12 protein-coding genes and 1 tRNA gene are annotated in these 13,321 nt (G+C 48.3%); 3 read left to right on the top strand and 10 right to left on the bottom strand.

Features of this window, described 5'->3' with window-relative positions:
- Window positions 1-18: 18 nt before the first annotated feature.
- Window positions 19-489 (bottom strand): GatB/YqeY domain-containing protein, encoded by a 471-nt coding sequence (locus BUB94_RS03715; RefSeq protein ID WP_073158515.1) that lies wholly within the window; start codon window positions 487-489, stop codon window positions 19-21.
- Between the two features lie 159 nt (window positions 490-648).
- A complete protein-coding gene (gene rpsU, locus BUB94_RS03710) occupies window positions 649-858 on the bottom strand; it encodes a 30S ribosomal protein S21 (protein ID WP_014546541.1) in 210 nt (69 codons plus the stop codon).
- A 198-nt stretch (window positions 859-1,056) separates the two neighbouring features.
- Here rpsU and BUB94_RS03705 point away from each other — a divergent pair, with 198 nt between their 5' ends.
- Complete coding sequence (locus BUB94_RS03705; RefSeq protein ID WP_254793656.1) at window positions 1,057-1,791, top strand: SPOR domain-containing protein; 735 nt, start codon at window positions 1,057-1,059, stop codon at window positions 1,789-1,791.
- Between the two features lie 77 nt (window positions 1,792-1,868).
- On the opposite strand, the gene BUB94_RS03700 is transcribed toward BUB94_RS03705, so the two are convergent.
- Window positions 1,869-2,264, bottom strand: coding sequence for a hypothetical protein (locus BUB94_RS03700; RefSeq protein WP_073234340.1), 396 nt, complete (start codon window positions 2,262-2,264; stop codon window positions 1,869-1,871).
- A 125-nt stretch (window positions 2,265-2,389) separates the two neighbouring features.
- Between BUB94_RS03700 and rimO the strand changes: the two genes are divergently transcribed.
- Entirely contained in the window at window positions 2,390-3,706 is a 1,317-nt protein-coding gene (rimO, locus tag BUB94_RS03695; RefSeq protein ID WP_254793655.1) for a 30S ribosomal protein S12 methylthiotransferase RimO, read from the top strand.
- 252 nt (window positions 3,707-3,958) lie between these two features.
- On the opposite strand, the gene BUB94_RS03690 is transcribed toward rimO, so the two are convergent.
- From BUB94_RS03690 to BUB94_RS03665, 6 genes are all read right to left on the bottom strand, one after another.
- Window positions 3,959-4,033, bottom strand: a tRNA-Arg gene (locus BUB94_RS03690).
- 115 nt (window positions 4,034-4,148) lie between these two features.
- Complete coding sequence (locus BUB94_RS03685) at window positions 4,149-5,168, bottom strand: hypothetical protein (RefSeq protein ID WP_073234337.1); 1,020 nt, start codon at window positions 5,166-5,168, stop codon at window positions 4,149-4,151.
- Window positions 5,169-5,303: 135 nt separating this feature from the next.
- Entirely contained in the window at window positions 5,304-6,077 is a 774-nt protein-coding gene (locus tag BUB94_RS03680; protein ID WP_249269425.1) for a DUF3108 domain-containing protein, read from the bottom strand.
- A 69-nt stretch (window positions 6,078-6,146) separates the two neighbouring features.
- The gene (gene purE / locus BUB94_RS03675; protein ID WP_073158501.1) at window positions 6,147-6,617 is read right to left on the bottom strand and encodes a 5-(carboxyamino)imidazole ribonucleotide mutase; all 471 of its coding nucleotides are present in this window, start codon (window positions 6,615-6,617) and stop codon (window positions 6,147-6,149) included.
- A complete protein-coding gene (gene purD, locus BUB94_RS03670; RefSeq protein WP_073234334.1) occupies window positions 6,611-7,888 on the bottom strand; it encodes a phosphoribosylamine--glycine ligase in 1,278 nt (425 codons plus the stop codon). Before purD ends, purE begins: the two co-directional genes overlap by 7 nt.
- 135 nt (window positions 7,889-8,023) lie before the next feature.
- On the bottom strand, window positions 8,024-8,974 hold the full coding sequence (locus BUB94_RS03665; protein ID WP_083538086.1) for a PD-(D/E)XK nuclease family transposase: 951 nt from the start codon (window positions 8,972-8,974) through the stop codon (window positions 8,024-8,026).
- Window positions 8,975-9,400: 426 nt separating this feature from the next.
- Here BUB94_RS03665 and BUB94_RS16660 point away from each other — a divergent pair, with 426 nt between their 5' ends.
- The gene (locus BUB94_RS16660) at window positions 9,401-9,574 is read left to right on the top strand and encodes a hypothetical protein (RefSeq protein ID WP_175549676.1); all 174 of its coding nucleotides are present in this window, start codon (window positions 9,401-9,403) and stop codon (window positions 9,572-9,574) included.
- A gap of 74 nt (window positions 9,575-9,648) precedes the next feature.
- Here the strand turns inward: BUB94_RS16660 and BUB94_RS03660 are convergent, their stop codons facing one another.
- The gene (locus tag BUB94_RS03660) at window positions 9,649-13,248 is read right to left on the bottom strand and encodes an InlB B-repeat-containing protein (protein ID WP_073234331.1); all 3,600 of its coding nucleotides are present in this window, start codon (window positions 13,246-13,248) and stop codon (window positions 9,649-9,651) included.
- Window positions 13,249-13,321: the final 73 nt, after the last annotated feature.

Here is a 13,321-nt window from a genome sequence, read left to right as displayed (position 1 = left end):
CTACTAACCACTGTCTACTTACTTCAGGGCTTCCTGGACCAGGGCGCTAACGCGCTTGCCATCGAAACGGCCCTTCACCTTGGGCTGAAGTTCCTTCATGATCTTGCCCATATCCTTGGGAGAGGAAGCACCAGTTGCAGCCTTGATTTCGGCGATGAGAGCCTTCACTTCTTCTTCGGACAGTTCAGCAGGCATATACTTCTTGTAGATAGCGATGACGGCTTCTTCAGCGGGAATCTTATCCATGAAGCCACCCTTCTTGAGGATTTCAATGGCTTCCTGCTTCTGCTTCACGCTCTTTGCCAGGGCATCGACGCACATTTCGTCGGTAATGCTTTCGGTAATCTGGGCGGGAGTAGCGCCGGCCTTCATGGCTTCATTCTTGATATCAGAATGAAGAGTGCGAAGAACGCTGAGAGTTTCGGAATCATGAGCCTTCATAGAGGCCTTGATATCATCAAGAATGCGAGTCAACAATTCACTTGCCATATTTTTCCCTTTGACTATAAACACCTAATGAGCCACCAACCACAGGTTAGCGACTCACAAAGTAGAAAGTTTCGCTTTTTAGGAACGCCCGGCTACGCGTAAGCTAGACATTCTCCGGCGTGACACTATCTGGACTGTACCCTAGACAGGGCGACCAGACTAGTAGAGACGCTTGCGGTTCTGGTCAGCGATTTCCTTCAGGCGCTTGCGACGAGCAGCAGTTTCGATGCGCTTCTTTTCTTCAGAAGGCTTTTCGAAGCGCTGACGCTTCTTGACATCGGAAATGATGCCGTTCTTTTCGCAAGACTTGGTGAAACGCTTGAGAGCGCGTTCGAAAGGTTCGTTGGACTTAACAATAACGCCGATCACGATAATCCTTTGGTTAAGTTTAAAATTCAAAATTGGATAGCCAAATATATTTATTCCCAATAGTTCCGTCAAGGGTAATAAAAAAAAGACCCTTTTTATTTTTTTATAACTTGCGGAATATCAAAGACTTATGTATATTTTAACCGAAAATCATATAGCTTATTTTTTTGATACATTCAATAAAATTCGGAGATTTTGATGAAATCCCTTTCCGTTTTTTCTGCGAAAATCGCAACGATAATTTCTCTTGCCGCGGCATGTTCGATGTTCGTTGCCTGCAACGAAGAGGAAGACCTCGTTCCCCAGATGGAACCCGCCAAGCCCGCCGCCCAGGCAGCACCCGCTCCCAAAGCAGCAACTCCTGCCCCGGCTCCCAAGCCCGCCCCCGTCGAAGAAGCTAAGAGCGCAGACGAACCGGTCCTGGTTCCCATCCAGTCCCTTTCCAACGACAACAAGGATGATGCTCCCGCAGCAGTTGCCGCCCCCGAAGGCAGCAACCAGCCCGGCAGCAAGGGCGACTTCGTAATTCAGGTCAGCATCCAGTCTTCCAAGAAGGCCGCTGACGGTATCGTAAAGAAACTGGCAGAACAGAATATCAAGGCCTACATCGCCGAAGTCGAAAATCCGGGCGAGCTGGAAGGCACATACTACCGCATCCGCGTCGGTTTCTTTGAAACCAGCAACGACGCCCAGGAATACGGTAAGCAAGTCCTGAAGGCATTGAATTTTGCATGGTGGGTCGACAAACGTAAGAACGACGAAGTCGGCAATCCCGCAGGCGATTACTCCAGTGATATGGAAGAAGACGACGAAGAAGAAGAGGAAGAAACTCCGGCTCCGGCACCCAAGCCCGCACCGGCTCCTGCTCCGGCTCCCGCTCCGGCTCCCGCTCCCGAAGCACCGGCCGCAGACGGTTTCGACGACTGGGACTAATTCAAAAAAGTCAGCTTTACAAGAAAGGCCCCGTTCTTCTGAACGGGACCTTTCTTTTATGTAGACAAGCAACAGCCTTAGTCAGCCATATTTTGCAACATACCGCACATTTCGTTGAAATCAGCTTCAGCTTCCACCAATCCTTCCGAAGCTAAGCCCATGTATTCGCTGTGTTCATCCACGGTCACCTGCGTGCCAGAGCAAGCCACCTTGTAGCTTCCATCCGACCAGTAGGATGCTTCTTCCTTAAAATTGGCGCATGCTTTGTCCGCCTCAGCCTGTGTGGCGTATCCATAAACAGAGTGGTATGTAACCACATCGTCACTTACCTGCGTGGCAACAGATGTATAGGACTCACCCATATAGGCCGCATCAACCTTAACGGTTGTGGATGTCGAAGACACCCTGCAATATGTTCCATTGCCTGCGCTAGAACCACTGTCTCCGCAAGCGGTCAGGAAAAAGCGGAACATGCCAACAAGGCAAGAGCTTGAGCCTTTAAATTCATATGTCCTCCAAATTAAATATGAGCGTTTTCAAATATACGTTTTTCAATTCCTATTTAATATCCGCCATCCCCAAAATCTATATTTGGTCCATGCCTACAAGAAAGCCTAAGATTTTCGTCGTTCATCTCGGTTGTTCCAAAAACCAGGTGGACGCAGAACGCCTCGTTGGAGAAATGCTGAACGTCGGTTTTGAAACCACGGAAACAGCCTCCAAGGCCGATTACATCCTGGTAAACACCTGCGGATTTATCGAAGCCGCCAAGGAAGAATCCATCAACGCCATCCTCGCCCAGGTAAAGGGCAAGAAAGCGAAGCAAAAGCTGATCGTGACGGGATGTCTCAGCAAGCGCTACGGCGAAGAGCTGGAAAAGGAAATCCCCGAAGTCGATTTCTGGGCAGGCACCTATCAGCCCGGCGAACTTCTGGCAAAGATGGGCATCGACCAGCCGGCAGGCTGCAATCCTGCCAAGCTTCCCCGCCTGAACCTGGGCGGACTCCCCCACCACGCCTACCTGAAGATTGCGGAAGGCTGCAACCGCCGCTGCGCCTACTGCGCCATTCCCAATATCCGCGGGCTGCAGAAATCCACCTCCGTTGCGGAACTGGTGAAGGAAGCCAAGGAACTGGAAGCCCAGGGCATCAAGGAACTGACCCTTATCGCCCAGGACACTACCTTCTTCGGTCGCGAAAAGAAGAAGGAAGGCGAAACCCTCACGGACCTGTTGAAGGCGCTGCTCGCCGAGACGAACATTCCCTGGATCCGTATGCTGTACTGGTACCCCGCCTTCATCGACGATGAACTGCTGGACCTGATGGCCAAGGAACCCCGCCTGGTCAAGTACATCGACATGCCTATCCAGCATAGCAGCGACCCCGTTCTGAAGAACATGCTGCGCAAGTACACCCGTCAGGAACTCCGTGACATCCTCCGCAAGATCCGCACCAAGCTCCCCGACGTCACCTTGCGAACCACCGTGCTGGTAGGCTTCCCCGGCGAAACCCACGAAGACTTCGAAGACCTGATGGACCTGCTCCAGGAAATCAAGTTCGAGCACTTGGGCGGATTCGTGTTCAGCCCCGAAGAAGGCACTCCGGTCATGACCATGAAGAAACTCGCCCCCGTGGACGAAAGCGACGCCCGCGCCCGCCTGGACGCCATCACCGACTTCCAGGAAGAACTGGCAGCACAGCGCGCCGAAGAAATGATCGGCAAGACCGTGACCGTCATCCTGGACGAAGAAGCCGAAGAAAGCGAATACCACTTCTACGGCCGCACCGAAGGCAACTCCCTGGACACCGACGACATCGTGAAGGTCCTGGAAGGCGACGGTGAAGTTGGAACGTTCCGCCAGGCATTGGTTGTCGATGCGGAACCCCACGAACTGATCGTAAAGTTGCTAGACTAGATTATTTTGGGGTGGTCCGCCGACCCCAAGCGCAAACAATAAAAAGAACATAAAAAAAGGCCCCCGCTGGGGGTCTTTTGCGTTTTATGCTCTCAACGCGATTCATCAAAACTTCGTTTTGATAGCTCCTGCGCGGCTCGGCAATGAACGAACAAGTTCGTTCGCTGCACTCGCCTTATGCAGGAGTCGAACTAGTTCTCGTCGCCTAGTAAAATAAAACACCAAAGACCCAATGGGTCTTTGGCGTTTTTATGCTCTCGACGCGACTCGAACGCGTGACCTTCTCCTTCGGAGGGAGACACTCTAATCCAACTGAGCTACGAAAGCGAAAGCCTCTAGAACCGTTGAACGTTCTTCAAGGCAATTCGCAATATAGTAAAAAAGAAAACCGCCCATCTTGATTGGGGCGGCATTCTTTAAAACTTGTTCCAAAAGTTAGCTGTTATCGACCAGCAGCGCTAGAACGGGCACGAGCCTTTTCACGTTCACGACGACGCTTTTCGGTGTCATCCGGGAAGAGTTCCGGCAGGGCATAACCGATGGCGATACCGAAGACAATACCAGTCTTGTTCATACCGTCCTGGTTAACCACCTTGGAATCCCACTGACCATTCTGCCACATGCCAAGCACTTCACGCTTGCCCCAGCTGGGGTTGTCGGTGGATTCATCCCACTGGGCAGGCTTCTTTGCCAGCTTGGGAGCATAGTACATACCGATAGAGAACTGCAGGTAGTACCATTCATTGGTCATATAGGCAATAAGAACGTCAAACTGGTAACCTTCCACAGAAATCAAGGCACGAACGTTATTATCCGGTTTGATGTCATGGTCGAAGTAAACAGTACCATAAGAAGCAGAAATACCCAGATGGAGAGGATTCTTCGGGAAGAGGTAGTAGTTAATACCGGCCTTCCAACCAGAGCCACCTTCCAATTCAAATTCTTCGAAGTCGGTGTCGGTACCCTTAGGCAGGAAACCGAAAGAACCGAATACGGCCAGATGGAACGGCAGGACGTATTCCGCACCGATACCGAAGCTCATACCCATACCGGTTTCACCCATGAAGGCATAGCGAGAACCCATACCCATCTGCAGAATGAGACGGTTACGGAGCCAGTCACGACGACGTTCGGAGTTTGCGTATTCATCCTGACGCTGTTCTTCTTCGAACTTCTTGCGTTCCAGCTGTTCCTTGCGCTGAGCGACAGTCAGATCGCCGCTGGCAAATTCTTCATCTTCCCCTTCTTCGTCATCGTCGTCCATGGCAGCAGCACGGGCAGCCTTGCCCTTAGATGCCTTCGGCGGAGCAGAGACAAAGCCATCATCGTCTTCGTCATCGTCAGAAGCAACAGACGGAGCGGAGACGTAATCGTCGTCATCATCATCCTGAGCCCAAGATACAGACGCAAAAGCGGACAAACCGAGAGTCAAACAGGTAGTCAACAAAAGTTTTTTTAACATCAAAAGCCTCTGATTATATAATCGCCTTTGGAATATAACTTATTAAATCCGCCAAATGCAAAAGCCTTTATGTAAAAGTTGATTAAAAATGCCGATTTTTATAAAAACAGCGGGTTTGTGCGACCCAAGGTCCCGCTATTCCACTTTTAACAACTTGGCTTTTATGGAGCCGAGGGCAATTTCGCACTCCATAAGGACCGGAATACGACGTTCATCATCGGTCAGCCATATAAAAATGCGACCCTTCGACACAAAAATGCCGTCTCCATCCAACACGGGTTCCACTTTTATAGTGTTTACCGTGCCAATTTTGGTCTTTAGGGTTTCGCGTCCATGGACAAGGACCTTCAGTTCGTAGCGTTTCTTGCCGCTCACTGCCGAAAAGCGAGAAGTATCCCCTACCGTCAACGGCAGAGTTCGGACCAGGTAAAAGGCAGACATGATGCTGTGCTCGATACCCTGGATGGCCACGACGGTATCGGCGGAGCGCTTGACCTTGCGAACCTTTCCGTCGGTAAAGACCGTGTCGGAAAGCCATGCCTTTTCGCCCTTGCGGTCGAACCGGATTACGGACTTGTTATGGTAGCTACCCTCGTTCAAGGTCTTGCGGAAAACTTCCGTCATGAGACCCTTGTTACGAACGCGGGTGTAGATGGTGTCAGACACCGGATAGATTTTCTTGAGGGACCCCTCGTCATGAGCCAAGGTGTAGAATTCAGTCTTGCCGTCCTTGGAAGGTTTGACCTCCAGCACGGCCTTGCCTGCAGTAATGATACCCCAGCCCAGACTAAAAGTCAGACGTTCACCCTTCATCCAGGGAGCCTTGACCTCGGGAAGGTTCGGCTCACCGGCAAAGGATGAAGTAGAAAGCAGGCCTAGAAACGCAAATGCAAAAAACAACTTAGACACAAAGCCAAATTTGCACTTGATTTTTTCCACGATCCTAACCACTTCCTACCGTCTACTTCCTACTACCTACTAGCCTTCGATGTCGCCCAGACCCTTGCGGTATTCCACAAGCTTTGCCTTGACGGCAGGGTCAGTGAGAGCGACGATGTGGGCGGCCAGGTAGCCGGCGTTCTTGCCGTTACCGATACCAACAGTTGCAACAGGAATGCCACCGGGCATCTGGACGATGGAATGGAGAGCGTCCACACCGTTCAGGGGACCACCAGCGCAGGGCAGACCGATCACCGGAAGGATGGTGTGAGCGGCCAACACGCCCGGAAGAGCTGCGGCGAGACCGGCAACACCGATGATGACCTGGAGGCCACGGCCTTCAGCTTCCTTGGCGTACTTTGCAGTAGCGTTGGGAGTGCGGTGTGCAGAGTAAATGTTGAATTCCCACTTGATGCCGAAGCTGTCCAGCACAGCGGTGATCTTGTCTACAACTTCCTGGTCGCTCTTGCTACCAGCGACGATACCAACCTTAGCGTTTTCTACTAGCATCTTGCCAAACCCTTCTTACCAATGTCCTTACGATAGAACTTACCTTCGAATTCAACCTTTTCGCAAGCGGCGTATGCAACGTCCAGAGCTTCGCGAAGAGTTGCACCGTGACCTACGACGCCGAACACGCGACCACCGTTGGTGACCAGCTTGCCGTCGGCCATCTTGGTACCGGCGTGGAGAACCTGTGCGCCGTTCTTTTCGGCTTCTTCGATACCGGTAACCACCTTGCCCTTTTCGTAGGAACCAGGATAGCCAGCGCTTGCGAGAACCACGATTGCAGCGGAACCCTTGGGAGCCTTGGGAGCGCCAAGCTTGGCCAGTTCGCCCTTTTCGGCAGCGTCAAAGAGAGCCAGCACGTCGCCATCGTAAAGCGGCAGAACAATCTGGCATTCCGGGTCACCCAGACGGCAGTTGTATTCCACAACCTTGGGGCCCTTGGAGGTCACCATGATACCCACATAGAGCACGCCAGTGTAAGGCTTGCCTTCGGCAGCCATACCCTTGAGGGTGGGTTCGATAATAGTCTTCTTCACTTCGTCCAGCAGGGCGTCGGTAACGACCGGAGCCGGAGAGTAAGCACCCATTCCACCAGTGTTGGGGCCCTTGTCGTCGTCGAAGACACGCTTGTGGTCCTGGGCGGAAGAGAGAATCACGTAGTCCTTGCCATCACAGACTACGAAGATGGAGGCTTCTTCGCCGTCCATGAATTCTTCGATCACGACAGTCTTGCCGGATTCGCCGAACACGGCCTTTTCGCCAAGCATTTCTTCAACAGCATCGTCAGCTTCCTTGTCGGTCATGCAGACGATGGCGCCCTTACCAGCAGCAAGGCCGGAAGCCTTCACCACGATGGGAGCGGGATGTTCTGCCAGGAACTTCTTTGCGGAAGCCAGGTCAGTGAAAGTTTCGAATGCTGCGGTGGGGACATTGTACTTCTTCATGATGTCCTTGGAGAAAGCCTTGGAGCCTTCCAGAGCAGCAGCACCGGCGGTGGGGCCGAATGCACGGAGACCGCGAGCGCGGAATTCGTCAACCACACCGGCGACCAGAGGAATTTCCGGTCCGATGATGGCGAGATCAATATTGTTTGCCACAGCCAGGTCTGCAATAGCCTTGGGGTCGGCCACATCTACGGGGATGCACTTGCCGAGATTTGCCATGCCAGGGTTGCCCGGTGCGCAGATGAGAGTGTCGCACATGGGTGACTTCTTAACAGCGAGGGCGATGGCGTGTTCACGACCGCCGCTACCGACTACGAGAATGTTCATAATGACCTCTTAAGGCGTGAGACGAGAGACGAAAGACGAGAGATGTTCCCGAAAACGTCACTAGTCCGTGGAATAATTTACGGAAACAAAAGTAGAAAAAAGCTGTCAGGAAATGTGGAAGGGGACTCGCAAAGGCTACAATGCTTTTACCTGTTCCTCGGTGAGATTCTGGTACTTAATGACCTTTTCCAAAGGAATATTGTCACGAAGCATCTCGCGAGCAGCCTGCAACTTCTCAGACAAAGCCTTTTGGCGTTCTTCCTTGCGGCCAATATCTTCGCCGTCGGCTTTACCCTGCAGGTACGAGCCTTCTTTTTCGTATGCGAGATCAGTCATGCCGTCGGCCTCCAGAAGAAAAACATCATTAGTGTACGAGGAAAAAGATACATCATTTGCAAACTCCCTGTCAAGGAGACCTTCAGCTTTTTCCTCCGTGATTTCCTTATCCTCCAGAATTTCACGGAAGAGACGAAGCATGTCGGCTCGGCGGCTCCGTTCACGCTGTTCCAGCGGAGTACGGTCCTCAATAGCAAAGAACTTTTCCAATTCCACCAGGTTAACATCTAGTTTATCATAGTAAAACTTTTTGTTGCGAACCAATTCCAAAGTGTGGTAGTAATGGTCTCGGTCCAGGACGAACTGATCCTCGGTTAGGATACTCAGAATGTAGATGTGCGGCAGGTCGTAGGACTTGGATTTCTTCACGGTTCTACTGATTACACGGGATGTGTAGTAGATGAGACGATCAACAAACAACTGGTTATAGTTTTGCTGAACTTCAATGAGTACAGGTTCCCCCGCCTGGGTAGTACCATAGATGTCAAAGATTGCAGTCTTCTCGTTCAGTACGCCAGGGTTTTCTTGCACGCCTAGGGAAAACTTCGAAATGGCCTTGTCACCCTCCAAGCCAAGCATTGCGTTGAGGAACATTACGGTTCGCAGCGGTTTGGCTTCGTTCGCCAATAAAATCTTGATCATTCCATCACTGAACGGATAGACATTCTTGAAGATCTTGCGATAATGGGCCAGACGGTCGGGATTCTTTTTGATATCCTTCGCCATGGCGATAAATTCCTTGCGATTCATTTTCACTCCATAAAAAAAGACCGCCGCTGCGTCCGGGCGCAAGCCCTAGGCAGTAAAGCGATCTAACAAACTATGTTACGTGATAGAATTTAGAAAGAGGCTACGAGAAAAACAAGGGACCAGGTTTCCACTGACGCATTTTGCAAACAACTGTTGACACGAGTGTCGTGACCATGGCAAGTTTACTTGCCATTGGGCACCTGTCCTCGCTTGACGGGGATGACCGAGGTCAAGGTTGTTCTATAAACAACTGTTGACACGAAAACGTGGCCCTTGACTTATTGCACCAGATGGATGTATATTTGCGCAATTAAATTGCGCATTAATCTGCGCCTCGGTCATATCCAAGCAATCTTGGCTGCGACTCTCGGCTTGCGATTAATTTAGGGTCATTGGCTTATAGAGAATTTCAAGGAGGCATTCAGAATGGATTTCGTTCGTCCAAACTACAAGACTGTCGGCGACGCCATTTTTGAAGACGGAGAAAAGCGCCAGGCCGAAGAAACCGTCCGCAGGATGCTTGCCGAAAATGAGCCCATGGAAAAGATTATCGCCTACACAAGTCTTTCCAGGGAGCAGATCGAAGCGCTCAAGAAATAATTTGTACGGGTTTAAAGGGAAAGGCTTCTGTCTACTTGACAGAAGCCTTTTTTACAACAAAAAAATGCTAGCACTTATCTTTTCAATAGGACTTTCCACATACGTTTCCCAGCCATAACGATATACGTTCCAGGGCGATTCACTTTTATCCGAGCAGTTCCATTTGAATAAGACTTCGAAAGCAATTTTCCATTCACATCAAATACAGTAACAAAACCATCAAATTCGTCCACAAAGATTTCATTTTTAAAAGTGTATATAGACACAACGGGAATCTTTTTCAATTGGAAATCAAGCCCATCTGTAGCTGAACTGGAATCGGGATCAACTTCGTCACTCGGACTCGATTCAGGATTTTCGCTTGAGCTGGATTCAGGAGCATCACCTGGATATGAGGGAATAACTGGAGCTCCAGAAATATTTATTTCACCGGTCAAATTCGGATAGGAATCTACGCCAATGTTTTGTCCCCACATCGATCCATCAATTTCATCACTGTCATATTCACGCAAGGCTTTCGCAATTGAACCATCAGCGAACTCTAGCTGAGTCGCAGCTGAGCCAACTGATTCTACACTATCAAGAGACAAATAATAAGAATGTTCAACTTTGCACAAGGAATCGCTATTGCAATTTATTAGGTTAGAATTACCATTACTTAAAACCATCCCGTTAAAAGAATTGACAATACGAACGAAGCTCCCCGAATTAATTTTTCCAACCAAGCCTCCAACACTTACATCATCCCCACTTCTTACGGAACCGATATTAAAGACATTCCGCACAAGCAAGTGACCATTCTGTTTTACAAGACCGACTAAGCCACCGGCCAGCCCAGCTGAAATAATAGAGCTGTTGAATACACCTTCCAGCAAAACGTTTCCTTCAACAGTTCCTGCAATCGCACCAGCCTGACCAGAGCTTTTTAGATATGATTGTACAATGCCAACGTTCTTGACAACAGCTCCATCACCCTCGACATCTCCTTTCAAATTTGCAAACAGTCCTACCCCTACAACATAACTTGACGCATAAAAGAGTCCGTTTATTGTATGTCCCTGACCGTCAAAGGTTCCTCTAAAGTTTTGAATTGGAGTCCATACAACCAAATCATCATCACTAAACTTCAACGTTCCATCTGGTTTAAGAAAGTCCTTATTAACAGTGATATCAGCTACTTGTTTGGCGCAGGCTCTTTCCTGTTTACTCATTCCATTTGCGCCATTAACAATAGCAGCAAAACTGTACAGGTCATCGACTGTTTTTATGACATAACATTCATCCTCTGTTTCCGGCTCCCTGATTGAAATCCACTTTGCATAAAATTCCATATCACCCTTAGTTTCAGCATTTATAGGATGGACTACAGAACCATCAAATGATTTATTATTATACCATCCAACGAATATCTTATTTTGTACGGATGGGTTCTTGATATATTCAGGAACACCTTCAACGTAATTCATGACTTCGTCTGTAATACTATCGTCATTATAGTGAAACGCTGCTTTTGAAACTTTAAATAATTCAGCATCGAAATTAACGTTTAAAACAGGATATAAATCTACGCCTACATTTTGTCCCCATACGGATCCATCGACATCCGTACTTGAATAGTTATGCAAGGCCGAAGCCACAGAGCCATCCTTGAACTGTTCTAACTTGACCGAGGTTTCTCCATAGCCAGACGAACTAGGAGCATAAGAGTGAACAACAATAACACTACTATCCTTTTTATTCTTAACGTACCCAACAAAGCCTTGTTTCGTATTGAAGGAATTTATGAACTTGACCTGTTCGTTTCCATACGAACCACCTAGCATACCTCCTACACATTGATAGCCAGCAACGTTTCCTGCGAAGTACGAATTGCTAATAGTAAGGGCATGTCCATTTTCGTAGCCAACAAGGCCTCCCGTAAACGTCCCTCCTTTTATTGTACTTGTACTGTAAGAATTTTTGACATAAACATAGCCTGTCGCCTTGCCTATCAAAGTCCCCGCATCATCGTGCGAATTGATATAGGAATCTACAAGGCCAACATTTTCTATAATGCCAGGATTTTCGCTTGAGCCAGATACATAACCAAAAAGACCAATCTGATCCTTCTTGGAATCATTGTAATAAAGTCCAGATATATAATGTCCTTGGCCATCGAATGTACCGCTAAACGGGCCTATCGGAGTCCAGGTTTTAAAAGTTGATGAACCTGCACTATTCAAATTTCCTTTTTCATCAAGAACATTTTTATTGACAACAATATTTGCAGTCAGCCTGCCACAAGCAGTTCGTTCCTGAGTAAATCCATCATTTCCATTGACAATTGCAGCAAAAACATAAAGATCTTCACCTGACGAAATTTCATAACAACCGTCTTTCTTTTCAAGTGTCTTTAACCACTTCGCAAAGAACTCTTTTGAGCCAGCATCACTCGCCAAAATTTTCGTTACAGCATTCCCCGAAAAGTCACTATCGGAATACCATCCTCCAAAAAGATAATTCTGCCGTAAAGGGACCTGTAATGTAGTGCCAACACCTTTCAAATACTGTTGGACATATTCAGCAGTGTCGCCATCAAAGGTATGCAGTTTGACATCATAAAGAGTTACTTCTCCCGAATACCCTTTTACAAACCCACTCAGAATCGGATACGGATCTGTACCAACGTTTTGACCCCAAACCTCACCTTTAAAGCCATAGTGAAGCATAACTGCTAATTCGCCATTAGAGAAGGACGCATCCGTTCTCTCAAATTCACCCGAATTCGTCCCTTTATTGAACGAATTATTCGTTGTCAAGTTTGCGGTAGCATCTACATATCCAACCAAACCTGACAACAGTGCGTTATACAGTTTTACTGTATTAAAAGAATTTTCAATCGTGAGATCAGTTTCTTTACCAACAATTCCGACAATTCCCCCAACATAACTTCCCGATGGATCAATTTGCGCGATGTTGTAACAATTTCTCACCAGGTTCTTACCCGTATGAATATAGCCGGCAACACCACCAATGTACATAGCCGGATAAATACTATTGGGTCGTTCATATCCTTTAACAACGCCCTCGTTGTACGAATTAAGGAACGTTCCATTCATGCTGGAAAGTCCAACAAGTCCACCTACCCCCGTAGAGCCAACCACAGTACCCTTGTGAAAAACATTTTCCAAAGTGAGATTTCTCGCAAGAGCAACAATTCCTCCTACATACAGATCTCCATAGAAATAAGAATCAACAATTCCGACATTCCTCACAATCGAGTAATCTTTTTCGGACGTTCCCGTAACAGTCAGGATAAATCCCGCAGAAGCAAAGGTTTCCGTATTTTTGTAGTAAAGTCCTGATATCGTATGATTTTGCCCGTCAAAAACTCCCGTAAAATTGGCAATAGGAGTCCAGGGAATAAAATCACTTCCATCCCCATTCAGGGAGTCACCTTCTAAAACATTGTTGTTGACTACAATATCCGCAACAAGCTTCGCGCAAACCGACTCCTTCGATTGCCCCCCAGCATCCATCTCATTCATGATTTTTGCGAAACCATACAATTCTTCTGCAGAAGAAATTTGGTAGCAATTGTCAATTTTCATAGGAACCTGCGGGGTTCCTGAGTATGCAGCAAGAACTGATTCACTTAAAAGGAGGCATAATCCAACGAGAGATACGAATTTCATACGTAAACCATCCTATGGCTAAACTGATTTCTTCCACCATCGCAGTGAATTGACTCAGCTAAATCTGATACGG

It is taken from the genome of Fibrobacter sp. UWH9 (assembly GCF_900129715.1).
In the GTDB taxonomy this organism is placed as follows: Bacteria; Fibrobacterota; Fibrobacteria; order Fibrobacterales; family Fibrobacteraceae; genus Fibrobacter.
Note: the sequence above shows the minus strand (reverse complement) of the source record. Positions and strands in the feature narration are given on the sequence as shown.